At 53.0% G+C, this 23,206-nt stretch carries 20 protein-coding genes and 3 pseudogenes; 14 read left to right on the forward strand and 9 right to left on the reverse strand.

The features are described from left to right. Positions 1–37 precede the first annotated feature (37 nt). The gene (locus tag JMJ16_RS01515) at positions 38–1,363 is read right to left on the reverse strand and encodes a transposase (protein ID WP_201377871.1); all 1,326 of its coding nucleotides are present in this window, start codon (positions 1,361–1,363) and stop codon (positions 38–40) included. A 323-nt stretch (positions 1,364–1,686) separates the two neighbouring features. After that, positions 1,687–2,508 carry an SDR family oxidoreductase gene (locus JMJ16_RS01520; protein WP_201377872.1) on the reverse strand — a complete coding sequence of 274 codons (822 nt, stop codon included), beginning with the start codon at positions 2,506–2,508 and terminating at the stop codon, positions 1,687–1,689. 162 nt (positions 2,509–2,670) lie between these two features. On the opposite strand from JMJ16_RS01520, the gene JMJ16_RS01525 reads away from it, so the two are divergent. Then, entirely contained in the window at positions 2,671–3,258 is a 588-nt protein-coding gene (locus JMJ16_RS01525; RefSeq protein ID WP_201377873.1) for a TetR/AcrR family transcriptional regulator, read from the forward strand. Positions 3,259–3,733: 475 nt separating this feature from the next. Here JMJ16_RS01525 and JMJ16_RS53485 read toward each other — a convergent pair whose 3' ends face one another. The 3 genes from JMJ16_RS53485 to JMJ16_RS01535 all read right to left on the reverse strand — a co-directional run bounded on the left by JMJ16_RS53485 (position 3,734) and on the right by JMJ16_RS01535 (position 4,468). Beyond that, the gene (locus tag JMJ16_RS53485; RefSeq protein WP_236601115.1) at positions 3,734–3,943 is read right to left on the reverse strand and encodes a hypothetical protein; all 210 of its coding nucleotides are present in this window, start codon (positions 3,941–3,943) and stop codon (positions 3,734–3,736) included. Positions 3,944–4,039: 96 nt separating this feature from the next. Next, positions 4,040–4,294 carry a nucleotidyltransferase domain-containing protein gene (locus JMJ16_RS53490; protein WP_236601116.1) on the reverse strand — a complete coding sequence of 85 codons (255 nt, stop codon included), beginning with the start codon at positions 4,292–4,294 and terminating at the stop codon, positions 4,040–4,042. 36 nt (positions 4,295–4,330) lie between these two features. After that, complete coding sequence (locus JMJ16_RS01535) at positions 4,331–4,468, reverse strand: hypothetical protein (RefSeq protein WP_201374047.1); 138 nt, start codon at positions 4,466–4,468, stop codon at positions 4,331–4,333. A gap of 460 nt (positions 4,469–4,928) precedes the next feature. Here JMJ16_RS01535 and JMJ16_RS01540 point away from each other — a divergent pair, with 460 nt between their 5' ends. Beyond that, positions 4,929–5,429 (forward strand): hypothetical protein, encoded by a 501-nt coding sequence (locus JMJ16_RS01540; protein ID WP_201377874.1) that lies wholly within the window; start codon positions 4,929–4,931, stop codon positions 5,427–5,429. Positions 5,430–6,139: 710 nt separating this feature from the next. Here the strand turns inward: JMJ16_RS01540 and JMJ16_RS01545 are convergent. Continuing rightward, entirely contained in the window at positions 6,140–6,286 is a 147-nt protein-coding gene (locus tag JMJ16_RS01545) for a hypothetical protein (protein ID WP_201377875.1), read from the reverse strand. A gap of 94 nt (positions 6,287–6,380) precedes the next feature. On the opposite strand from JMJ16_RS01545, the gene JMJ16_RS01550 reads away from it, so the two are divergent. From JMJ16_RS01550 to JMJ16_RS01570, 5 genes are all read left to right on the forward strand, one after another. Continuing rightward, positions 6,381–7,544 carry a sigma factor-like helix-turn-helix DNA-binding protein gene (locus tag JMJ16_RS01550; RefSeq protein WP_201377876.1) on the forward strand — a complete coding sequence of 388 codons (1,164 nt, stop codon included), beginning with the start codon at positions 6,381–6,383 and terminating at the stop codon, positions 7,542–7,544. Between the two features lie 601 nt (positions 7,545–8,145). Beyond that, on the forward strand, positions 8,146–8,352 hold the full coding sequence (locus JMJ16_RS01555) for a DUF2795 domain-containing protein (protein ID WP_201377877.1): 207 nt from the start codon (positions 8,146–8,148) through the stop codon (positions 8,350–8,352). Between the two features lie 1,049 nt (positions 8,353–9,401). Next, a complete protein-coding gene (locus JMJ16_RS01560; RefSeq protein ID WP_201377879.1) occupies positions 9,402–10,646 on the forward strand; it encodes an IS110 family transposase in 1,245 nt (414 codons plus the stop codon). A gap of 231 nt (positions 10,647–10,877) precedes the next feature. Beyond that, positions 10,878–11,084 (forward strand): hypothetical protein, encoded by a 207-nt coding sequence (locus JMJ16_RS01565; RefSeq protein ID WP_201377881.1) that lies wholly within the window; start codon positions 10,878–10,880, stop codon positions 11,082–11,084. A gap of 482 nt (positions 11,085–11,566) precedes the next feature. Next, on the forward strand, positions 11,567–12,820 hold the full coding sequence (locus JMJ16_RS01570; protein WP_201377883.1) for an RNA-guided endonuclease TnpB family protein: 1,254 nt from the start codon (positions 11,567–11,569) through the stop codon (positions 12,818–12,820). Positions 12,821–13,357: 537 nt separating this feature from the next. On the opposite strand, the gene JMJ16_RS01575 is transcribed toward JMJ16_RS01570, so the two are convergent. Then, the gene (locus JMJ16_RS01575; protein WP_201377885.1) at positions 13,358–14,731 is read right to left on the reverse strand and encodes an Nramp family divalent metal transporter; all 1,374 of its coding nucleotides are present in this window, start codon (positions 14,729–14,731) and stop codon (positions 13,358–13,360) included. A gap of 410 nt (positions 14,732–15,141) precedes the next feature. Here JMJ16_RS01575 and JMJ16_RS56635 point away from each other — a divergent pair. Both JMJ16_RS56635 and JMJ16_RS56640 read left to right on the forward strand, forming a co-directional pair. Beyond that, a pseudogene (locus JMJ16_RS56635) lies at positions 15,142–15,362 on the forward strand (Tn3 family transposase); the annotation flags it as partial. A gap of 72 nt (positions 15,363–15,434) precedes the next feature. Then, positions 15,435–15,590, forward strand: coding sequence for a Tn3 family transposase (locus tag JMJ16_RS56640; RefSeq protein ID WP_374228977.1), 156 nt, complete (start codon positions 15,435–15,437; stop codon positions 15,588–15,590). Positions 15,591–15,709: 119 nt separating this feature from the next. On the opposite strand, the gene JMJ16_RS01585 is transcribed toward JMJ16_RS56640, so the two are convergent. Beyond that, a complete protein-coding gene (locus tag JMJ16_RS01585; protein ID WP_201377889.1) occupies positions 15,710–15,895 on the reverse strand; it encodes a hypothetical protein in 186 nt (61 codons plus the stop codon). A gap of 265 nt (positions 15,896–16,160) precedes the next feature. Here JMJ16_RS01585 and ltrA point away from each other — a divergent pair, with 265 nt between their 5' ends. The 5 genes and pseudogenes from ltrA to JMJ16_RS53495 all read left to right on the forward strand — a co-directional run bounded on the left by ltrA (position 16,161) and on the right by JMJ16_RS53495 (position 21,466). Continuing rightward, entirely contained in the window at positions 16,161–17,903 is a 1,743-nt protein-coding gene (gene ltrA / locus JMJ16_RS01590) for a group II intron reverse transcriptase/maturase (RefSeq protein ID WP_201377891.1), read from the forward strand. A 61-nt stretch (positions 17,904–17,964) separates the two neighbouring features. Next, positions 17,965–18,690: pseudogene (locus JMJ16_RS01595) on the forward strand (Tn3 family transposase); the annotation flags it as partial. Positions 18,691–18,861: 171 nt separating this feature from the next. Further along, positions 18,862–20,166, forward strand: a complete 1,305-nt coding sequence (locus JMJ16_RS01600; protein WP_201382689.1) for an NF041680 family putative transposase — start codon at positions 18,862–18,864, stop codon at positions 20,164–20,166. Positions 20,167–20,274: 108 nt separating this feature from the next. After that, on the forward strand, positions 20,275–21,084 hold the full coding sequence (locus tag JMJ16_RS01605; RefSeq protein ID WP_236601118.1) for a hypothetical protein: 810 nt from the start codon (positions 20,275–20,277) through the stop codon (positions 21,082–21,084). After that, a complete protein-coding gene (locus tag JMJ16_RS53495; protein ID WP_236601119.1) occupies positions 21,062–21,466 on the forward strand; it encodes a hypothetical protein in 405 nt (134 codons plus the stop codon). The genes JMJ16_RS01605 and JMJ16_RS53495 overlap by 23 nt, the downstream gene beginning before the upstream one ends. A gap of 26 nt (positions 21,467–21,492) precedes the next feature. Here the strand turns inward: JMJ16_RS53495 and JMJ16_RS01610 are convergent. Further along, positions 21,493–23,158 (reverse strand): annotated as a pseudogene (locus tag JMJ16_RS01610) (IS1182 family transposase). Between the last annotated feature and the right edge of the window lie 48 nt (positions 23,159–23,206).

Genomic DNA, 23,206 nt, shown 5'->3' on the forward strand with positions numbered 1-23,206 from the left:
GGATGGCTCAGAGATGAAAAAGATCAGTCAAATACCCTCAAGCAGAGGCGGCGTTGTTGCTCTTTTTCTGCTTTTTACTCGTTTTACGGATCACGGGACGGCGTGTCCTGGGCTTGGGATGGAAGCCTTTGGCGCGTCCTGGCGCTTTTCCCCGTGGTTGTGGTGGTCGAGCGGGTGTTCCCAACTGCTGCAAAAGGGTGGGCATCGCCCGTCGTACCTGCGTCAACGTCAGCACCGAGTGACGCGTCTCCCACGGTCGATAGCAACCCACCATCTGTGGACGAGCCAGGACCAGCAGATTGTGCGCACAGGCCACCACTTGGGTCCAGCGTTCGGTGCGCTCAGGGGTAGGGATATCCCAGAGCAACTCCTGCTTGTCGAAACGATAGCCATGCTCATGCGAATACCGCAAGCGATACGTCGGGCTGACTTCAGCCAGAGGAGCAGGCAGATCGCCTTGCCAGACAAACCAACTGATCTTGGGATCACGCGCACGGCCTGTGGCTCCATGACGGATGATCTGGATCACCGAGACCTCCACCCAACGGGCGGGACGCAGGTGCAAGTGCTTCCAACACCGCACCTCGACCCGCGCGCCTTTGGGGTCAGTGCCTTCCCAGGTCTTGTCCGGTTTCCCGTGGCTGCTCTCATCCTTGCATTGGAAGCGGTCTCCATCCTTGCGACTGGCCCCGATCTGACCGGGAACACGTGCAGGAGCCGGGTGATAGAACACCCGATTGCCCTTGACGCGCAACAGGCTACACGCCCTCACATCAGCCAGCCGTGCCAGAAACGGCGCGCAGGCGTACCAGCGATCGCCGATGATGATGGGATGCAACCCACATGCGACCAACAAGGCCACTACCGCGTGCAGTTGGCGAGCAGCAACTTCTGTCGCCAGTTCCGTCGAACGCACCCGCACCGTGTCCAGCACATAGGTCCCTTGACCAGCTTGGGTGGGCAAGAGAACCACATGGCTCATGACCCAACCAGGACTGGCCGCATGGCTGTTCTTGGGCAGATTAGCCATCGGAACCAGCGTCCGATCCTCGGCTGTTTCGGCCTCTGGGCGATACAGGTTACTGGTGTCCACGCCCAGAAACACGAACTCGCCTGCTTGAGGCAGGGGCGCGAAGTCCACAAACACCTCGCGCAGCCGCGCTGCATCGATCTGACCGTCTTCCAGAGCTTCGTACAAGCTGGCCCAGGTCCGCTCAAAGAACGGCGAGAACGACAATTCGGGAAAGCTGCGGGCTGCTGCTTCGCTGAAGAGCGCATCGACCAGATTGAACAGGGCATCTTTGGCTTTCCCAAAGCACCGATAGATCTTGTGACGAAAGGCGTTCAATGTGTTCCTGTTCATGGGAGGAATGCTCCTGATTTTGGTTCTTTTGGTCGTAAATTGGTGCGCATCAGCACACCTTTTGAGGTGAAACGGACACGCATCAGCGCGAAGAGTTGAAATCGACCATCCAGGACCTGAAGAAACAGCTCCAAAGGCGGATTGAAGCACTCACCAGGTGTCAATTCACAGCGGGATGATCGGGAAATTCCCAACCTCGAAAGCGAGAAGAGCATGAGGCCCTTGATGAACGGGCCGGAAGACAACGCGAAGTGCTTCGCGTTGTCTTCCGGTCCGTTCATACTTAAGACCTGTTGTTATGAGGAGGGACCCTGAGTCTTACATCAGTTGTTGAAGTAGTGCTGTTCGAGGTCCGGAAGAAGTCGCGGGTGCACAGGCCGCCATCCCAAGAGTTCCTGGGTCTGTGCACTCGACCTCGGGATGTCGAGCGCCGCCAAGGCGCCGAGAAAGCCGAAGTGGGCGTCTGCCTCTTCACGGGAAATGCTGACTACCGGTAGGTTCAGGTGGCGACCGATGACGCTGGCAATGTCGCGGAATGGCACACCCTCGTCGCCAACTCCTTGAAGCCGTGACCCCGCCGGGGCGCTTTCCAGTGCCAGGCGGTACAGGCGCGCCGCATCGAGGCGATGGACAGCAGGCCAGCAATTGGACCCATCGCCGATATAGGCAGAGACGCCCTTCGCGCGAGCGATGGTGATCAGTATCGGCACGAAGCCCTTGTCGCCCTCGTCATGCACGGACGGACAGAGAGAGACGACCGATGATCGCACTCCAGCCAGTGCGAGCACCGCGTTATCCGATGCCTCTCCGTTTAGGTGAGCGGTGGTCACGAATGGCTTGCCTGTGCCTTCCAGCGCCGCCCCCATCGTCTCGACGGCGCGCAGATCGGTGGTGACCGCGGCTGCGAAGTCCGAGAAGTTATGCCCAAACGCCAGGTGAATAACGCCATCCACTGCCGCCGCAGCGGCGCGAAGGCTGTCGAGGTCTTCAAGGGTACCGCGATGCACCTCGGCCCCAGCTTCCTTCAGTGCCTCGGCACCATTGTCTGAACGGGTAAGACCGACGACCTGATGGCCGGCACCAATGAGTTCATGGACGACGGCGGAACCGATGTAGCCTGTTGCTCCTGTGACGAAAACACGCATAAGAAAGTTCTCCTTCTCCTGGTAAGATCAAGCATGAGTGTGATAAAATGAGGCTACCTCCATCTATTAACGGAGGGACCCTCAGATTTACCTCTCTATAATAACGGAGGGACCCTCACTTTGTCAAGGACCACTCTCCCTGGGAGAAAAGAGGAGCATGAAATGAACGAGCCAACACCAGCCAACCGCCCCATGCGAGCTGATGCCCAGCGCAACTACGCCAGCCTGCTGAATACGGCGCGAGCCGCGGTCTCCGAGCGCAGCGCTGACATCGTCCTCGAGGACATTGCCAGGTCAGCCGGGGTCGCAATCGGAACGCTGTACCGCCACTTCCCCACGCGTCAGGATCTCCTTGAAGCCGTGTTCCTGGATGAGACCAATGAATTGAGGGCGCACGCTGAAGAACTTGCAAGCGCTCCGTCCCCTTTCGACGCCTTGATGAGCTGGCTTCGTCTCCAGATGGACTTCGCGGCTCGAGGGCGGAGCATGGGAGCAGCCATCATGGCTGCCAAGCACGTTCCGGGAACGAGAAGCTATGCTGCGAACAAAGCGATGCACGAGGCGGGAGAAGTCCTCTTGCTCCGCGCCCAGGCCGCAGAACAAATCCGAACGGATGTCCATATCCTCGACGTGATACGACTCGTCTACGGAATCGCCCTGGTGAATGAACATGCGTCCGATCCTGATGGGGCCAACCGCATGCTCGATCTCGTCATCGCCGGAATCAGAACAAAGCCGAGTCGGGACTGAAAGATGGTGCGTCACCTCTCGGCTAGGAGTCGATCCTCTTGACGACGGCGTGCGCCAGTTGAGCATGCATACCGGCTTCGCTGGGAAGTCGAAAGGCACTCTTGGGGAGAGCCAACATGGTAACGTTCTCTCAACAGGCATGGAGGCCCAGTACCAGCGAAGCTGACACAGACCGAAAAGGAGATGGGAATAGTTGGGAAACGTCCAACACCTGTTGTAACCACAAGATGTACCCTGCGCTGCCTCACCCATTTCCCAAAATGGTGCGAAACAATCCGTCTCTGGGCTACTTCTCTCGATTCTCCAGAGTCAATTTCCATGTTTCGCGCTGATTTTGTCCGTTTCGCCTCAAAAGTGGGTCTCGCTCACTTTTGAGGCTCTTACACACTCTCGTGAAGGCTCGTCGATAAGATTTACCTGAGTTTAGTCAGCCATGCATGACCAGGATGGACGAGAGCAAGACACTGAGCCAACATTAGCGACTCTTCCCATCAAGGGCGGGGAGTATCCTGGCGAAGTCCGCCTCGTCTTTCGGGCGGAGTGCTTTAGCCTTGTATAAGAGTTGTATTTCTGGTGCGAGATACGGGATACCATCGTTCGTTCGGTGCCCCACAATAGCCAGCGGGCGACGAATACGTGGATCGCGCCGGAAGAGCCATTGGTCATCACTGGTATCGACAACCATGAGTTGGAGCGCCCAGGGATCGGTCTTGCTCGGACGGCACCAGACATCATGAACGCTCGGGCTCAGGAGCGAGCCTGCTTCCCATTCACGGAAAGGTCACTCTGCTGAAAGCGCTCCAGGGTGCGCTCCTTGGACATCCCACGCACGAAAAACGGTACGAACTTCCTGTTGATCACTCCGGAGGATCTGTACGTCAATATCCTCATGCTCTCGTGTTTGAACTCCGAGGAAGAGATCGAGTGCCCATCCGCCAGCGATCCACCAGGGAATCGTGAGCGTGGAAAAGAACCTGGCAACCTCCTCTGGTTGCCAGGGCTGCCATGGCCCAAATTGGTTCGTCTCGTTTGTCATATTGTGCCTTTCAAACAGTGTTTACATCTTTCTCTCTCATACAGAGAGTAGCATCATTTCACGTTTCTTGTCGAACAAGCGCTCCATTTTTCTTCCGAATTCACCTTTCATTTGCACCCGGTCATAGGGCGTGAAGAACTCTCTGGCGTAGCAGCGCAAATCCAGCTCGTCCATATCCCATCCTTTTCATCGGCTTGAGCTTGTTTATATAACCCTCAACCAATCCGTTTAAACAAACTGCCAACTACACCACGGATGGTGAGCATTATGTGGTTTGCCAGTAGTGTTGTCCTTTTTTTTCTCTGGAGAGAACAACGTTGAATCAGCCGCTCAAGGGAGACGATGGTTGTTTCTGTTGAGAAAGAACGAACAGACGTTGACAGGAGGTAGGCCAAGAAGCTGGGAAAACTCTTGCAAAGGATGAGAGAATGACATATACTCAAGCCATTCCCCTGCATTCTCCTCAAAAGCCTCCTCACTCCTCCTAGCAACGCCCAGCTGTCTAATACATCGAGAGGAAAAACGTCGTCCATTCCAGCCCTGTTCAAGCAATAGGAGGTCCGCAGGCGTCTCTCGTCAGTACCTCGATCAGACAACCATCTATCCCAAGACATTGGGAGAAGGAGATCTGCCCATGCGAGTGCCATTGTACACTGTGCAAGGACTTTCTACTGGGAAAGTGAGCATCATGGCACGTCCACGAGGTGGAGATTGGCTCTTCGATGAAGTCAAAGCTCTGCGTGCCTCTGGCGTTGACATCCTGGTGTCTCTGCTGACCTCCGCGGAAGTGCGGGAGTTAGACCTTGCAGAAGAAGCTGCGTTCTGTCAGCAGCAAGCAATCACGTATCTCTCCCTGGCGATCATCGATCGCAGTGTGCCTCCATTCTCTGAGCCGACATTCGTGTTCCTGAAGCAACTCAGAGCATCTCTCTCCGAAGGAAAACACCTCACGTTTCATTGCCGCCACGGGCTTGGTCGAGCGGTCCTCATGGCAGCGAGCGTGCTTGTACTCACCGGTATGGCCCCAGAGCAAGCATTTGATCTGTTGGGCCGAGCGAGAGGATATGCCGTGCCAGAGACCGAGGAGCAACGGGCGTGGGTCATTGCATTCTCCCAAAGCCAGAGGTCAGCCTGATGTGGCGCGAAAAGCGAATGCACTCATCACTGCTCAGGCAACTCGAGAAGCGCGAGACGTTGTAGCGCAGCCTGCAAATCCTGGCGAAGCTCTGCATCAGTCTGTGAGCTACCAGCGGCCAGTTTCCCATAGAGGCGATCTATCTCCTGCAGCTTTTGCCGAAGCGCTCCGTCTTTCGCGCCAGGGCTTGTTTCAATTCCTCAAGACGCCGACGTAAAGCAGCAATCACCTGGTCTTTGGAGTTGCCCCAATTCAGTAGAAGCCAAGAACAGAAGGAACGTTTCCTTCGCCTAGAAATTGAAGCATTCATCATGAGAGAACGCAAAAGAGGCTGAAGTGAAACCGCATCGCTTCAGCCTCTTCCTCCTTATGCTCCAGAATCTGGTTAGATGGCGACAGCTATTCCCTTTCCCTCCAACAACTCATGGATGTCGCTCAGTACGTTTTCTCACTCGCGAGGTTCTACAAGCTCAACTCATCAAGGCTAACTTTCTCTCGTTATTGTTCAGATTTGACTACTTCCCACTACCACATCATTTGCAACGTTCGCGATAGTACCAAGGAGCAGCGGGAGGGAGCCGGTTGCCTCCCTCCTGCTTTGGTTTACACGGCAATCCCGAGCAGCTCGGCCAGTTCGGCCGTCGCTCGCATTAAGTATTGAGTAACTTCGGGCTGCATCAGACGAGAAAAAGATCTCCTTTCTGAAAAAGTCAAACGTTTTCATTGCCATTGATCAACTTTGCTAAAAAAGTCGACGGTATGTCTCCTGGAAATTCATAGATTTCTCTTCCTGAGTCGAAAATCGTTTCTTTCGTGCTTTTCCTTCTTTCTTCATCTTTTTCGCCTTCTGCCATCATTTTGCACCCTCTCTTCATGTACTAAAAATGTGCTAAAATTTATCTATTCCAACCCTGCTGCTATAACATTGCTCGCACAAGGAACAATACGAAGATGACAGCGTCAGATTCTAGCTTTCTTGAAGCCTTTTTCCTTGCTCAAAGAGAAGCCCTCACTGAGCGAGAACAATCCTTCGTCGAGTCAAGATATGGGATTATAAGTGGAGAACCTCAGACTCTCGAGCAGGTCGCTCAGACATTCTCGCTCTCACGAGAACGCATCCGCCAGGTGGTAGAACGTTCTTTACGCAAAATCAAACACAAAGGGCAAAGAGAATTAGCGCAAGGCAAGACAACAGGAGCTTGTGCATCGCTTCTGCAGTCTCTCGACCAGGCATGTAAACCAAGTACACAGGAATCCCTAGAACGCATCATCACGTTTGCTCAGGAAGAACTCCCCAATCTTCCGCCGCAGACACACGCCTTTCCATTACTCGTATTGTTGCTCTTCAAAGAAGCAGAGGCCAAACAGGTCATGGCAGCATTGATGCAGATGCTTGCAGAAACAACAGCAGACCAGATCCAGCAGGCAAAGATGGAAAAATATGCGGCATCATTTACTCGCCTCCTTCCGGGGACCCTCTGGCCTCGTCCGGTTCAGACAGACATTCATCGTCTTTCTGGCCTTATCGATGCATCTCTTGAAAGGACTTCCCAATTGGATGCTTCGGAAAATGCGGGGAAGTTCTTCAGTCAGAAAATGAAGAGAGACGTCTCGTACCGTTCGTTACTTGAGATGCAGATGCTCCAACGCCTCGAAGCAGCAGCAGAAGTAGCTATCTATCAGGAGCAACCTTTTCTCATTACTGAAGAGGCGTATGGGAAAGCACGCACCTATTGTCCTGATATTTTCTTTGTGCTCAAAGATGGAAGGGGAGCTATTGCTGAGATAACCCAATGGACCCATATGGCCCTTCATAGAAACCTTATCAAATATGAGACCACCCGTCTCTTTTGCATGAAACATGGCCTTGGGTTGCTCATCACAGATGGCAGAAAAACGTTTAAGCACCTACGACAGCATATCGCTCCTCCTGCTTTTCAGCAGGCACTCTTGGAAGTTATCGCACAATCATCGACACAATCTCTCTCCTGGGGTGAATATCAAACCATCCGAGATCAATATGCTGCTTCCTGGATGGACTTCTTAGCCATTGTGCTCGCAAACAGACTCATTTGGAGCCTGGAACCTTTTACATTGAAAAATAACAATTTCTAATTCAAATATGACTAACAATTGTTCCTGAGGTAGTAAGTGACCGCAATAAAGTACTCGTTAAAGAGTAAACAGCGAAGATAACACAAAAGATGTTAAAGTGAGTTCAACCTCTTTCTCTTAGCCCCTCAGAGCTCATTAGTTAAGTTCTCCCTTGTTAGTAGTATATTTGCTCTACCGAACCGGTTCTCCGTCATCTCCCGTGCAGAGGAGGCGCGATTCTTGAAGGTAAGTACCCTTTGAGAATTTCGCTGCTGGAGCCAATTAGCGTGACCACTTTTTTTCTACGCATGAGTTTAGCACGGGAGATAACGGGGAACCCCAGTTTGGTGGTTCTCCGTCATCTCCCGTGCTAAACTCAACTATAAACAGGAAGTGCTCTGCCCTTTTGGCTCAAATAGCCAATCTGTCAGGCAGAATGGTTTCAGGCAGCATCTTATTGCTCGGAAGATGGCTGAGAACCACAAAAGCGGCGTAACGACATCTGTTACCTTTCTCGTAAAAAGTTCGTGCCCTACTATAGACCTGTGTGGTCGATACCAAGTAGGATACCTGATGCAGTATGCAGCGTAGCCAATCTTTGAGAAGGAGGACACCATCAGCTATGGCAGAAATTAATCCAGTCCAGGTTGAGAAACACCTCAAGGGCATAGATTATCCAACAAGCAAGGACAACCTCGTCAAGCATGCACAACAGCAGGGCGCTGACAAAGAGATCATGGACGCCCTGCAAAAGCTCCCAGACGAGACGTTTAACAAACCAACAGATATCACAAAAGCGATTGGTCAGATCAATCGCGAATCGAGATAAATGAGTTCCCATGAGAAAATACGCGATAAACCGTAATCAGGCTTTTTACGGTAAAGAGGCGTGGATGGCGTGCTCGTAATGTGAGCACGCCATCCACGCCTCTTTGCCCCTTCGATCTTTCTATCTCACAGGGGTACATGTCCAAACAAAAATCACTATACATACCTTTGTTGAAAAAGGCGCATGTTCCAATGATTTTTTCTGTTATGCGAAACGCTCTGCGAGAGAGGGTTGTACCCATCTATTTCTAGGAGGAGAGGTGGTCTCACTATTTCTCGCACGACAAAGGTTTTTTTGGGGAACTCTTGATAAGCTCAAGTTTACGGGGCTGCTCTCCTTCTTGCAACACAGCCATCTTTCCCAGTTCAATTTTTACAAAACATCTTTATGGTAGCAGCAGAAAGCTTCTCTTCTGTATATGATTTTTCGATACTGGAGCACCCCTGGCAAAAAGGAGGAGTCGATGGATAAGATGGGAGGAAATCTCTCTATGTAGATGTGAAGCAAGCCACCGGTGTACAATAATGAAGATAGGAAAACGCCATATGATGCAGGCTTATGGGCTGAGGGGAGGGAAATGACGTCCTTGTCGCAAGTGAGAGAGCAAAGGTGTCTTTTGCAACCGAAGCTTCTCTAGCAGGAAATACAATACATATGTCGAATCTGCAAGACCATGAGAGCAAGAGATCTGCTCCGCATCTGGAAGTGTTTCTTCCTTACCAACCACTCATATACTAATTGGTGTTGAGCAGAGGACTTGTTGAGAGACCAGGAATCTGCGAGACTGGGAACATCAGCGGGAGAGCCACGGTAACCACTCGTAGCCCGTCTCGTACGCGAGATGGTGACTTCCAGGAAAAGACGGCTCCCCGCCTGCCAGGGTGACAAACGTCGATTCGGCTTGTGGTACGCGTTGCGTTCTCCGTGAGAACCCGATGACTTCCGATCCAAGATGAGTTCACGATTGCTCTGCGTGGGAGGGTGTCCCGTTGAAACAGAGGAAAACAATGCGCACAGGGAAGTGATGGTGAGAAGAAAGCAGGTGTGTGATGGCAGAAGTATCTCCTTCTGTGCTCCTTGACCCGTCGTCGTTTGCGTATGTCGTGGGCATTGATATCGGCAGCGAGGACTGCTGCTTGACTGTTCTGACTCCCCAGAAACAGGTGGTGATCAAACCGACTAAGCTGGCCAATGCCGCCTCCGGATTTGCGCTGCTCCAAGAACGGATGGCCCGTTTAGGCGTGGACCCTGGTCAGATCGTGGTGGGCCTGGAAGCCACCTCGCGCTACGGGGAAAATCTCTTTCACTTTCTCCAGCAGCAAGGATATCATCTGTGTTTGTTGCATCCACGACAAACACATGAGTTTGCCAAGCAACGAGGATTGCGGGCGAAGACTGACCGATTGGACGCCACCACGATAGCACGAGCCCTACTCAGTGGAGAGGCTCGCGTGGGTTATGTCCCCGATGAGCAGATTGCCAGCTATCGCGAGTTGGTCCGTTTGCATTCCCACCTCAGCGATGAGCTCGCGCGGGAGAAGAATGAGATCCAGGCCCTGCTGGTCGTGCTGTTTCCCGAATTCAGCCAGGTCTTTGCCGACCCGTGTCGGCCCACCGCAACCTCTGTGCTGCGGGCATATCCCAGTGCCAAGGCCATTCGCGAAGCGGGAGTGGATGCCATCGCGTCCGTCTTGCAAGCCTCGGCTCCTCACCGTTACGGGCGGGAGACCGCAAGACAGTTAGTGGGGGTAGCTGAGCATTCGGTCAGCAGTGATCTGGCCCTCGATGTCCGCTCACTCAGCTTGAAAATCTGGTGCGAGCAGTTGCAACACACCCTGGCCCACCTGGAGCAAATTGAAGAGGAGATGGAGAAACGGCTCTCCCGCGATCCAGGGGTCAGAGGGCTCCAGGAGGTCCCCGAATTTGGCATGCAAACGGTGGCGGTCCTGCGCGCTGAACTGGGAGACGTGGCTCGCTTCCAGCGTCTCGATCAGGTGGTGGCTTATGCAGGCATGGATGTGGAAATCAAGCAGAGTGGCAAATGGCAAGGTCAGGCCAAGCTCTCCAAACGCGGGAGCGGGTTAGTCCGACGCATGCTCTACATGGCTGCCATGCGCTGCACCTCTCTCCCTGGTTCGGCCTTTGGAGCCTACTATCATCGTCTCCTCGCACGAGGATTAGGCAAAAAAACGGCGCTGATGGCGGTGATGCGCAAGATGCTGATGATTGCTGCCTATTTACTCAGGACCAGGGAGGACTATGATCCTACCTGGGGGGCGGGGTCAGCAGGCTAACCGCTGCGGTTAGCCTGCTGACCCCGCCCCCCAGGTAGGTTACATCCAGGCGCTTCGGGCTTGTCCTCAAGCGCAAGGGAGAGCGTTGCTTTACCCTTTATCAGATGGATTCCTTCGGCTTGGCCCACAAGGACTTGACAGTTTCTATGGCTTCTTTTTCCCATTGAGCGAGCAATACGACATCATTCCTTCGCGAAAATTCCGCTCAAATGGACTGCTTGCAATCAATGTATGGCAGAAGAAGCCTGTGGAGAAGCTCGTCGTATTGGATATGTTCACCTGCAAGACCACGATTTTGCACTCTACCGTTTGAAAATATACCAAACCTTACCTCCTTGCCGTCGTCGCAAGCTCACCACCATGCTGCCAGGAATGTTCATTCTCGATCAGGGGCTCTTCTTTCGTGTCTCCTTTCCAAATCAAGAGCATTCTGGTTGATTCTGGAACGAGTGAGGAAATAGCGGTCACCGTCTCAAAGCGCTCTGGCAACAAAGAAACTGAAAGTGCCTCCATTTGAACAACGAATGGTTTTGCATGCAGAGGGTCTCTCAATCTGCCATATTTTGTTCATTTTACCCCTTCGCTACCGTTTTTTGCAACACTACCCCTTTTTCAATAGTGTCGCCTGGATAACCACGATTATGATGACCGTTCTGACGTTTCTCATTATCCTGACCACGCTTTTTCCAGGATTCTTTGGTGGGGCATGAGGGAGCATAAGAACAGTAATCAAAACGATGCGCAAACATGATCAAACGTGCGCTTATTGCACACATTCGTATACGTTGACAGAGTGACGATAGTATCGTATGATACACCTATCAAATAAGAAAGAATGTTCTACATCAGGGTATCTTCTGTTTCTGGCGAGAGAAGATGTTTTCCGCCTTTCGGGGTGGTATTGAAAGAGAAGGGGTTTCATGCTCCTCTGCAAAAAGATCAAGCTTGACCTTCGCGAGCAAGATGCAGCCACCCTTGAGTTCATGCAAGGCAAATGCAGAGGCCTCTACAATTGGTGGGTCATGAGGCTCAGAGACGGAGAGACGTGGCGCTTCAACGCCTGCAAGAAAACGCTGGCCGAGAGTCGTGTCCACGATCCTGAACTCAATCAGGTGTATGGCAAACTGCTTGCCGAAGTCTACTATCGCCTGGATGGGGCTATGCGAGCCTTCTTTCGTCGCCTCGGCAATGGCGAAACCCCGGGCTTTCCTCGCGTGCGACCTCGCCATGGCTTCTTTACCCTGTGTTATCCGGCGATGTATCTCAGGTGTGAGGGAAACACCCTCATTCTGCCCACTGGAGGCAAGGGCAAGCACAAACAGTATCCCGCGATCCGCGCCGCACTCACCGAAGAGCCTCCAGAAGGCTTTGGAGAGGTGGCCATCAGTCGCGATGGCAGGGGCGACTACTACGCCTCCTTCAGCTACCGAGAGCCCGAGCAAGCCAGACGCGACGGTGGCATTGTGGCCTTCGATCTGGGTCTGAAAACCCTGGCAACTGGGGTAAATGAAGAAGGCCGGATCTATCACATCGGCGGGTTCAAAGGCTCGCGCTGGTACAACAAGCAGTTAGATCGGCTTCGCTCCAAACGCAGTACGTGCAAGAAGAAGTCCCGCCGCTACCTTCACCTGAGCAAGGTGTACAAGCGCGTGGCGCAGAAGAAGCGCAACAAACAGCGCGATAGCCTGCACAAGGCGTCGCACCTGATCGCACGGCGACTGGTTGAGAGAACTGTCGTCGTGGGAGATCTCTCCCAACGGCAAATGGTCATGAAAGAGCATCAGGAGCGCAAGAAAGCCCTCAATCGGGCGGTGTACAATGACTGGGGCCTGTACGCCTTTGTCCAGATGCTCACCTACAAATGCCAGGTGTATGGGAAAGAGCTTCACGTTCTAGATGAGCGCAACACCTCCAAGCAGTGTAGTGGCTGTGGCAAGCTGCAAGCTATGCCACTGCGCAAGAGGACGTATCGGTGCGCGGAATGCGGACTCGTCATGGATCGAGACGACAATAGCGCCGTCAACATCTTGATGAGGTTCCTTGCCCGGCGAGGGCCACACACTCAGGCTCGTCCTGAGTGCGGTGTGCTGCAGGCGACCCAAAGCGGCGTAGGAGTCATGGGGGCTTCCCGTGAGGGGCACGTGCAGCAATTGAACCTGTTCGAGTGTGGATAAACACATTTGAGTAGGTTTAGAATGGCAGGAGATCATGTGGGATAATATGCGTCGAGGAAGAGAATATGTTTCCCCCTCTGAAGGTTTGTTAGCAGCCAAACCAGGGAAACAGGAAGAGAGACGAGCGCAGGTGAAGTTGCCCCCATTGGGTGGAAACTGAGAACAGAAGAGAGCCATGAGTGGAAAAATGACCTATTTCGAACAGGGGAAAAGATGCAATTGTTTATCATACGATCTCTGTCGATTAAAGTGTTCTTAGCGAGACTAAGCAGGGAGAGGCTGAAGTGATGTGGCTTCACTTCAGCCTCTCCCTGCTTAGTCTCGTGAACTTGATTCTATGGTGACCGCTCTTCACTTTTTCTCCAACAACCCATGAATGTCACTCAGTAGTTCCTCTACATCACGAGATTCTCTACGCTCACCTTCATCAAGTTACCTGTTAGAGAACCGAACCACTCTCTTGAGATGGAAGTTTTTTTCAAAGTAGCTTCCCTCATCTTGTGTCTCTCGCTCTGGGTACCAGATATGCTCCTCACTCTAGGATTTTCCCAGTGTGAGGAGCAGTGCAATCGCAGCCACAAACATGAGCGTTGTTGTCAGCCAGCCAAAGATGTTCAGCCAGAGACCATTGGTCCGTTTTTTCATAATCTTTTCATTATTCACTATCAGCATGAGCAATACGAGGAGAGGGGGAGCCAATATCCCATTGATGACGGCGGTCCAAAACAGAGCGGATATCGGGTTGATACCCAGGAAATTCATGAGCATCCCAGTCAGCATCGCAACCACGATGATCGCATAAAAATGCTTGGCCCCGCCTGGTCGTCTCTCGAGTCCATACTTCCAGCCAAAGGCTTCTGAGAGCGCGTAGGCCGCAGAGCCCGCTAGGACGGGCACACCCAAACATCCTGAGCCAATTAAGCCAATGGAAAGCAGGATGCTCGCGAAGTTCCCGGCAATTGGACGTAACGCCTGTGCTGCGTCGGTCGCAGATTGAATATCATGTTTTCCTGTGCGAAACAAGGTGGCGGCAGTTGCAAGGATGATGCAATACATGACTACGTTCGAAATGAGCATTCCCACTGTCACATCCCAGGAAGCTAAACGCAGTTCCTTTTTGGTCACCCTTTGGCGTTGCTTCAGGTTCGTTTTCCCCTTGCTGATTGCGTCCTCTACCTCTTGATCACTCTGCCAGAAAAACAGATACGGCGAAATGGTGGTGCCAATAATGGCAACCAATGTGGCAATAAACGTGCCATCAACACGAAATGTGGGGAGAAACGTGCCTTTGAGCAGCGCCAGTCCATCGGGATGAGCGACAAAGGCCGAGACAATATAGGCAAAGAGCGCCAGGGTGAGCCAGCGGAAAATCTGCTCGATCAAGCGATAGGATCCCCAAATCTGAAGCGCGAGCAGGATGAGCGTCACTGGCACAATCAAGAGTGGGATCGGTAAGGGGAGAAACAGGTTCATCGCGGCAGCAATAGCTCCGAGGTCAGCTCCAATATTGATGGTATTGGCGAGGAACAATGCGAAGACGGCAGGATAGACAACCCAAGGGGAATAATACTTTTTGAGCACACCCGCTAATCCCCTCCCGCTCGCCATGCCTACTTTCGCACACAGATACTGTACAACTGTCATTAGGGGAAACGTGAGAAGGGCAGTCCACAAGGTGCTGTATCCCAATGACGCTCCCGCCGCTGTATAGGTTCCAATGCCTGATGGATCATCATCAGAGGCTCCGGTAATGAGGCCAGGCCCCAAAACCTTGAAGAGATTCTTGAGTGGAGCATGGTTCCCTTGCCCGACCTCCGACATCCCTGTATCTGTGCCTGACCCTTTTGGGGGTTGAACAGGAGATACTTCTCCCTGGTGCTGCGTATCTGACTCGGTTGAAACTGGTTCCATGCCTACCATCCTTTCTCTTTCACGTCCCTTCTTGTAGTACGCAATAAGCACCTCAACCGTGTCAATAGACATGAATATCTTCGTCAATACGAGGTGATCCGTTTTGTGAGAAAATAGACCGCGTTTCCTGCTGGTCTCAGACGTGTTGTTGTCAGATGTTAGTGGGGTTAGGTTGGGATGAGAGAAGGATATCACAGCAATCCGCTCGCACTCGTATTATTGGGACCCTTCAAACCGAGATGCGTGAGGCTCTGGCCTCATTCAATCGCGCACTCCCAACTGATCCCGTCAAAGAGAAGGTGCGCATCCTGGACAAACGAGGAGGCTGGATCTCTCTTTCCCCCTTGGAGGCGCAAGAAGAACCCCGGAATTTGGGACGGCTCAAAGCGGAGGTGGGACGGCGATGGGCTATGACGAGCCTGCTGGATATCCTCAAAGAGGCGGATCTGCGCATTGATTTTACCCGCCATTTTAAGAGTGCGGCCACCCGCGAGGTGCTCGAACGCTCAACCTTACGCAAGCGACTCTTACTTTCCCTCTATGCAATGGGAACCAATACCGGTCTCAAGCGGGTCAGCACCGGAGATCATGGAGAAGCGTACCAAGACCTGCTCTATGTTCGGCGTCGCTATATTCAAAAAGAACAACTGCGAGCAGCGATTGCGGACGTGGCGAACGCGATTTTTCGCGTTCGTGCGCCTCCATCTGGGGTGAGGCGACGACCACCTGCGCCTCAGACTCCAAACAATTTGGCTCGTGGGATCACAACTTGCTCATGGAATGGCATCTGCGCTATGGTGGCAAGGGAATCATGATTTACTGGCACTTGCGACATGAAGTTGCACAATCTATCTGTTGAGGCAGCAATGCACTCAACCAGGAATTCTGCTTCCTGACCCTACCTGAACATGCGGCCAGAGCAATCTGACGGTATGAAGCTTCAGGGACAACGTAGCCTCATCCAAAAGGATGGTCCTCTCACCGCGAGGAAAGAGGACGACTGCCAGCATCAAGGCGGTCGGGAGCCAGGGTTGGTGGTATGGCTAACACATGTGAACTGCTGTTAAACACCGTAAAGATCAACGAGCTAAAGATGCTGACAAGCTCGAACCAAAATGGTACGAGGCCAGGAACGGGGAGTGTGCCATTCCCCTTCGCAGACACAACGGCCTCCGGTGGACAGGCAGAGCCTAACCTATCACGGTAAGTGTGCAAAACATGGTAAGCCCGTTGCTTCCCCACCCAATCGGGAAAGCAACCCGCAAGGGAAGCCGACGGAGCAGCGGGTACAAGAGGAGGGAGCAAGCGAAGGCTTCTCTGCAATGGAGGAGATACGGATTGAAACAGCATCCGATGCGAAAGCAGGCTGACTTCCCTCTGGTCTCTCATCACGAGATCATCTGACAAAACGACAAAGGAGACAAAGCAGATGGCAGCGACCAAAGACGCGGTTCAAGCAACCGAAAAACAGGACGCTGGTGCAGTTTCCCACGAAGAGGAACAATGGCATGGAACCGACTGGTACCAGGCTCACCGAAACGTGCGCCGACTTCAGATCCGTATCGTGAAGGCTACGAAGGAAGGCAGATGGGGCAAAGTGAAAGCCTTACAACGTCTGCTCACCCACTCATACAGCGGCAAACTTCTTGCCGTAAAACGAGTGACAGAAAACCAAGGCAGAAACACTCCTGGCGTAGATGGGATAACCTGGAACACGCCAGAGAAGAAAATGGCAGCCGTACACGCGCTTCGGCAACGAGGATACCTCCCTCAGCCACTCAAGCGTGTGTACATACCGAAGAAAAACGGTAAGATGCGACCTTTAGGCATTCCCGTGATGAAGTGCAGGGCTATGCAAGCCCTCTACTTGCTCGCTCTCGACCCCATCGCAGAGACAACCGGAGATCCCAACTCCTACGGATTTCGGTCACAACGATCAACGGCTGACGCCATTGGTCAATGCTTCTGCGTCCTGGCAAAGAGAGCGTCAGCACAATGGATACTGGAAGGCGACATAAAAGCATGTTTTGACCGTATTTCCCATGAATGGCTTGTTAGCCATATCCCCATGGAGAAATCCATGCTCAAGAAATGGCTCAAAGCCGGATATATGGAACAAAAGACGCTTTACCCGACAGAAGATGGTACACCGCAGGGTGGAATCATCTCGCCAGTGCTCGCCAATCTGACACTCGATGGCCTGGAACGCATCTTGAGGGAGAAGTACCCGAAGCCAAAGACCGGCTTCAATGCGAAGGTCAATTTTGTGCGCTTTGCGGATGACTTCATCATCACCGGTCACTCGAAAGAGTTCCTTGAAGAAGAAATCAAACCGCTGGTCGAAACCTTCATGAAAGAGAGAGGGCTTGAACTCTCTCCCGAAAAGACGGTTATCACGCACATCGATGATGGTTTTGATTTTCTCGGCCAGAATGTACGCAAGTATCACGGCAAGCTGCTTATCAAGCCATCAAAGAAAAACGTCCAGGCGTTCCTCGACAAAGTTCGAGTGATCATCCGGGACAACAAACAGGCCACTGCTGGGCACCTCGTCTGTCAACTCAATCGCGTGATACGAGGATGGGCGAGATATCACCGACATGTGGTCAGTAAAGCGACCTTCAATAGTGTCCAGCGCTCCATTTATCAGGCGCTCTGGCGATGGGCCAGGAGAAGGCACCCCCGTAAAGGTGCTCGTTGGGTGAAGCAGAAGTATTTCTGCTCCGTTCGACAGCGCAACTGGGTCTTCTTCGGAGAAGTCACCCAACAAGAGGAAACCACGCGGGTTTATCTCACCTGGATCACGGATACACCGATTGAACGGCATACCAAGATCAAGGATGCGGCCAACCCGTATGATCCGGCCTGGGAAACCTACTTCGAGAAACGACTTGATCTGAGAATGGAAAGCAACCTCCGCAAACGGCGGCTCCTTCTCCACCTCTGGGAAGAGCAACAGGGAATCTGTCCACACTGCCAACAAAAGCTCACCGAACTTACCGGCTGGCATAGCCACCATATCGTTTGGCGATCCAAAGGCGGCAGCGACGGACCTGCAAACCGTGTCCTGCTTCACCCAGACTGTCACCGAGCCATTCACAGCCAGGGTTTATCTGTAACGAAGCCGTGTCCCACCAAAGGGGCTAACGAGAGGCTTGAGCCGGATGAATGAGAAATCTTCTTGTCCGGTTCTCAGGGGGCTTGGGAGCAGCAATGCTCTCCGGCTACCCGGTGTCGAAAAACACTCCACCTGCATCTATTCTCAGGTAAAGACTGTTTCTTCCTCTGAAGTTGCCGCGATGATCCAGGGAGTGATGCGTCACTGCACCGAGATGCAGGTCAATAAGCACTTTGTGGATAGTCACGGTCAGTCCGAAATTGCTTTTGGCTTCTGTCGACTGCTGGGTTTTCAGCTCATGCCACGCCTCAAGAACATCTATGAGCAAAAACTGGGCTTAGTAGATCGGGCGGATGCCGAGCAGTATCCCCACCTACGCTTGATTTTGGGACGCCCTATTCAGTGGGATCTCATTCGGCAGCACTACAACCAGATGGTCAAATATGCGACCGCGCTGCGTCTTGGCACAGCGGAAACGGACGCCATTTTGCGTCGATTTAGCCGAACCGGGCTCCAACATCCTACCTATCGCGCGTTTGCCGAGTTAGGGCGGGCCGTGAAAACCATTTTTCTTAATGTTATGTGGAATGGATTCCATTCTCTCATAACTTTGATTATGTGGACTGAGAGCGCCTTCATCTTGAAGAGCTTTCAGAGAAGTGCGCGAGCATTCCACATAATCTGTCGCTACTTGCAATCGGAAGAACTACGACGCGAAATTCATGAAGGACTTAATACGATTGAGAACTGGAACTCGGCCAATGCCTTTATTTTTTATGGACATGAGGGAGAGTTTCAAACCAATCGTTTGGATGAGCAAGAACTGGCGGCACTTTCGCTGGTAGAACCCCGCTAACTGGTGAGGTTGGGAGGGTCTTGTAAAAATCGAGCTCCATTGACAATTGACGTTTAGATAAACCTAAGAAAAAAGGCAGTCTTGATTGCCAAGAGCTGCCACATCACGTAATGTTCTTTCAACAAGAAAAATCAACAAGAAATGAGCATTACGTGGATGTACTTTAACACATTGACCGATTTTCGTCAGCAAGCCTACGCGTGCTTTGGTCGCGGAGCCGATGCCCTGTTCAACCTGTGTGATGCCTTGCTGAGCGAGTCCGAGGCTCGCTCGCTGATCGAATTGTCGCAAGCGCCTGCTTTCGAGCGTGGCTGGTCCAGCCTCTATCAAGGCTTGACCAATGGCAAGATTGATGAGGACGCCTTGCGCGCCGTCTGCATCCACGCCCTCTTGCAGCAACGAGGGGGCGAGGAACTCATTTGCATCAGCATTGATTGTAGTAGTGTGCCTCGGCCAGAAGCCGAAACCAGCCCAGATCGCGGCATCATCTACGTCCCCAATCTGCCTCGTGCCACCAAGCCAGTGAGTGTGGGATGGCAGTTCTCGACGGTGATGCTCTTGCCTACCGAGCCTGGCAGTTGGGTTGGCATCCTGGATCAGCGACGCGTGCGCACCGACCAAACGGCTACCGAGGTGGCTCTCATCCAGCTGCGCGAGGTGGTTCCTCACCTCAAACGTCGCGTGGTCATCCTGGCAGATCGCTGGTATGCGACGGCTGCGTTCTTGCGTGCCTGCAAGGAGTTGGGCTGCCAGGTGCTCATTCGTCTCAAGCGCAACCGCAAGCTGTATCGCAAGCCCGTGCGCAAAAGCAAGAAAGGCCGTATCCCTTTGGATGGAGCCTTGCTGCAAGGCACACGAGCAGAAACGCTGACAGGGGCCGATGAGAGCGTAAGCGCAAACGATGAGAAGGGCAGGCCTGTCCACCTCACGCGTTGGAGCGGGTTGCACTTCAAACAAGGTCGTGATGTCGAGGTGTGTGTGGTGCGTGTGGTGCGCGAGGGGGCCAAGAACAGCAAGCGCGATCCGCGTGAGAGCTGGTTTGTTCAGCTCTCGGCAGACATGCCTTTGCAGGAGGTCGCTCCCACCTACGCCCATCGCTTCTCTCATGAGCATGGCTACCGTTTCATGAAGCAAGACTTGCTCTGGACCCAGGCCCATGTGCGCACACCCGAGCAATTCGAGCGTTGGAGTCTGTTGGTGGCGCTGGCTTTGAACCAGTTGCTGTTGGCACGTCCGCTGGGACAGGCCGTGTATCGGCCTTGGGAACCCAAGCAACGTCCGCTGACCCCCCGACAAGTTCGTCGGACAATGCCCTCGCTTTTGGTGCAGTTGGGAACGCCGACTCGGATGTGCCAAAAGCGAGGAAAATCGCCAGGACGAGCCTCTGGGTTCCATCCGCAGCCTGCTCCACGCCATGGCGTGGTCCTCAAAAGCAAGCACAAGGCCAAAACCAAGGGCTAAATGTCTTTTGAGAGTCGTCAATGTGAACATGGTTTCCTTTTTTCAGAATGTGCGAAGCACATTCTCATAGGTCCTGTTTATCTAAACACCAATTGACAAGATATGGATATGCAAAAGACCATATTTTCCTCAATGGAGCCGCCAAACCCATTTTGCCCGAATTTGGCGTGCTCCGCAAGAGGGCAAACCGGAGCGGGCAACATCGTCATTCATGACCGCAAGCGGCAACGCTACCGTTGTACGTGCTGTCGCAAGACGTTTAGTGCTCGCAGAGGAACCATGCTGGAGGGGCTGCGCAAGCCGACAGAGCTTATTGTCATTGTGGTGACACTCCTCTCGTATGGCTGTCCGATTCAGGCTATCGTTCATGCCTTCGGTTTGGATGAACGCACGGTGGCCAGTTGGCGAGATCGAGCCGGAGTTCATTGCCAACGGGTGCATCAAGACATCGTCGAAACTGCCCAGTTGGATTTGCAGCATGTGCAAGCCGATGAGATTCGTGTCAAAGGCTGCAAGATGGTGGCCTGGATGGGACTCGCGATGATGGTCAAGACCCGCCTGTGGCTGGCCGGGACCGTCTCACTCACCCGGGATCGAGCGCTTGCAGATCAGCTCATGCAGCAGGTCAGACGCTGTGGACAAGCCTTAAAAGCGCTGCTGGTCTTAACGGATGGCTGGTGCGCGTATCCAGGCAGCATCAAGCGAGCCTTTCGCGAAAAGATCAAAGATACACCGGGACCAGGACGGGCTCGCCTGTGCGTGTGGCCAGAGTTGCACATTGGGACGGTCATCAAGCGAACCCAGAAAAAACGCGTCGTCGAGGTGACGCGCACCATGTCGCATGGCTCACAAGAGGAGGCCGAGCGACTCTTGCAGCAGTCGCGCAGGAGGGAATGTGCTCAACACCGCCTTCATTGAGCGCTTGAATGCCACCATGCGTCAGCGGCTTGCCACCTTGACCCGCAAATGCCGTCAAGGTGCTCGCCGCCTGCGTCCACTGGAGATGGGAATGTACCTGCTTGGGACCACCTACAACCTCTGCTGGCCGCACCACGAGCTCTGCAAGCCGAGCCATGAGGGCAGAGCCTGCACACCTGCGATGGCGGCTGGACTCACGGACTACATTTGGAGCGTGAGCGAACTCTTGCACTACAGAGTTGCTCCCCCGCCATGGATTGAACCAAAGCGGCGAGGGAGGCGAAAGAAACAAGCTCAACTGTCTCCCCCAGTAGCCGAGCCTTCTCGTCTTCGACCGCTGGTTCGGCTGTGCAAGGGGGCTTTGTGCTCAACCACCGGTTAGTGATATTGTTGGCGAATGAGCAGAAGCTACGCAACAGCTACTTGCTTGACAGAAGCGAGCAGCTCTGCAAAACGAGAGGTTGGCGTGGTTGCCAGCTTCGCTTCTGCAATCCAATGACAAGCCCGAAGCATGTTGATGGAGGTCGCTGTTAGAAACGCCTGGAGATTGAGTTTTTTCATGCCAATGTATCGGGATCTGCGTATCTCACAGGTACGTACACTTTGAGCAACGGTTCCTTCAATGCCTGCTCGCGCTGCATACAACGCCCGGAATTCAGCGGTTTCCTGACGTTTTCGAGCCTGCTGAAGTGCCACATAGCTGGCTTCATCTGGTCGCAAAATGAGCACTTTGGCTGCGGTTGACGAGCACTTCTCATGAAGTGTGCAAACCCGACAAAGGGGAAGGGGAAACCGGATACGCAGACTTGGCTTTCCATGTCGATCAGGGATATGTCCCCAATCTCGGCTTGTCTGCCCAGCCGGACACAGGACCTGTTTGGCCTTCCAATCAATGTGGAAGTGGCTATGATCAAAACGCCCAGCTTCTTTTGAGGCCCAACTGGTATCAGGAAGAACCGGCCCAACCAGATCAACCTGGTGGCGATGCTGACTCGTGGCAAGCAGTTCGGCGTCCACATAGCCTTTATCGACCAGGTGCTGGCTGGGGAGAAGTTGCTTGCCAGCCAAGCGTTCATGAAGATTTTCCATGACGTCTCCATCTGGGAGCGTGGATGCTGTCGTGGTGACTTCGAGCACAAAATGAGGCTGATCAGCGTCACATCCTTCGGTAAAATGCACTTTGTAGCCAACCCATCCTGTCTGCTTCTTCTTGCTGTATCGCGCCTCCACATCATATGGCGATTGGATCAAGAGCGCTGCTGGGGGAAGCTCCTGATCTTTTCTCCAAGGCGTTCCCTGCTCACTCGCGTGATACTGCTGGATCCAAATCCTTCGCAGAATCTCTACGGCTGGGAGTTCTTGTAACCAGGCATGGGTTGTGCTGCCCCAGATGCTCTCCAGGAGCATTCGGCCGTCAGCTCCAATCTGCTCTGCGAGCTCTTGACGCGCTTTCTCGTCCTTTGGTAAACGAAAGTCGCTAAAGCGTGATCTATATCGTTTTTCCCATTCAGGTTGAACACGCTCAAGAAGCCAATCGGGAGCTACTTCTGCCAGGATATTGAGGACATGGCGCATGGCTTCTCCAACACCTTCAAGACGGTTCACAGCTCGAATAGCTGCCAGAACATGCGTTGAATCCGTGCGTTGTTTGCCTCGTGCTTTGATCCAGCCTCGTTCTCGGAATTGAGATAACATGAGATCAAAAAGACGGCGCTCAGCTTGATTAGCCAGGAGACGACCACGAAATTCACTCAACACGGAAAAATCAAATCCTGGATCCTTGATTTCCAAGCGGAAGCGCGTATTTCCAATCAATGCGCGTTTTCACTGCATCCGCTGCTTGCCGATCCGTTAACCCCTCTGCGTATTGCATCACCATCGCCAAAACGAGCCGCCAAGGGGATTCCGCTGGTTGTCCTTTTGCTGGAAACAGGTCCAGGAAATCTTCATCCTGAAAAAACGTTCCTAATGCATCTCGCATATGAATACATGTATTTCCCTTGGGCAAAATGGCGCGTGCTATCTGTATGGTTTCTTCTGGGACTGGCGGGATCGCTTGTGGATGTAGTGACATGGGTTCTCTCCTGAATGCTTGTCTTTTTTGTGCTCCTTTAGTATCTCA

Source organism: Ktedonobacter sp. SOSP1-52, from assembly GCF_016587395.1.

Excerpts from the sequence above, each read along its gene's own strand:
- JMJ16_RS01515 (WP_201377871.1), bottom strand. The coding sequence starts at position 1,363 with ATGAACAGGAACACATTGAACGCCTTTCGTCACAAGATCTATCGGTGC.
- JMJ16_RS01520 (WP_201377872.1), bottom strand. The coding sequence starts at position 2,508 with ATGCGTGTTTTCGTCACAGGAGCAACAGGCTACATCGGTTCCGCCGTC.
- JMJ16_RS01525 (WP_201377873.1), top strand. The coding sequence starts at position 2,671 with ATGAACGAGCCAACACCAGCCAACCGCCCCATGCGAGCTGATGCCCAG.
- JMJ16_RS53485 (WP_236601115.1), bottom strand. The coding sequence starts at position 3,943 with ATGGTTGTCGATACCAGTGATGACCAATGGCTCTTCCGGCGCGATCCA.
- JMJ16_RS53490 (WP_236601116.1), bottom strand. The coding sequence starts at position 4,294 with ATGACAAACGAGACGAACCAATTTGGGCCATGGCAGCCCTGGCAACCA.
- JMJ16_RS01535 (WP_201374047.1), bottom strand. The coding sequence starts at position 4,468 with ATGGACGAGCTGGATTTGCGCTGCTACGCCAGAGAGTTCTTCACGCCC.
- JMJ16_RS01540 (WP_201377874.1), top strand. The coding sequence starts at position 4,929 with ATGCGAGTGCCATTGTACACTGTGCAAGGACTTTCTACTGGGAAAGTG.
- JMJ16_RS01545 (WP_201377875.1), bottom strand. The coding sequence starts at position 6,286 with ATGATGGCAGAAGGCGAAAAAGATGAAGAAAGAAGGAAAAGCACGAAA.
- JMJ16_RS01550 (WP_201377876.1), top strand. The coding sequence starts at position 6,381 with ATGACAGCGTCAGATTCTAGCTTTCTTGAAGCCTTTTTCCTTGCTCAA.
- JMJ16_RS01555 (WP_201377877.1), top strand. The coding sequence starts at position 8,146 with ATGGCAGAAATTAATCCAGTCCAGGTTGAGAAACACCTCAAGGGCATA.
- JMJ16_RS01560 (WP_201377879.1), top strand. The coding sequence starts at position 9,402 with ATGGCAGAAGTATCTCCTTCTGTGCTCCTTGACCCGTCGTCGTTTGCG.
- JMJ16_RS01565 (WP_201377881.1), top strand. The coding sequence starts at position 10,878 with ATGGCAGAAGAAGCCTGTGGAGAAGCTCGTCGTATTGGATATGTTCAC.
- JMJ16_RS01570 (WP_201377883.1), top strand. The coding sequence starts at position 11,567 with ATGCTCCTCTGCAAAAAGATCAAGCTTGACCTTCGCGAGCAAGATGCA.
- JMJ16_RS01575 (WP_201377885.1), bottom strand. The coding sequence starts at position 14,731 with ATGGAACCAGTTTCAACCGAGTCAGATACGCAGCACCAGGGAGAAGTA.
- ltrA (WP_201377891.1), top strand. The coding sequence starts at position 16,161 with ATGGCAGCGACCAAAGACGCGGTTCAAGCAACCGAAAAACAGGACGCT.
- JMJ16_RS01600 (WP_201382689.1), top strand. The coding sequence starts at position 18,862 with ATGTACTTTAACACATTGACCGATTTTCGTCAGCAAGCCTACGCGTGC.
- JMJ16_RS01605 (WP_236601118.1), top strand. The coding sequence starts at position 20,275 with ATGCAAAAGACCATATTTTCCTCAATGGAGCCGCCAAACCCATTTTGC.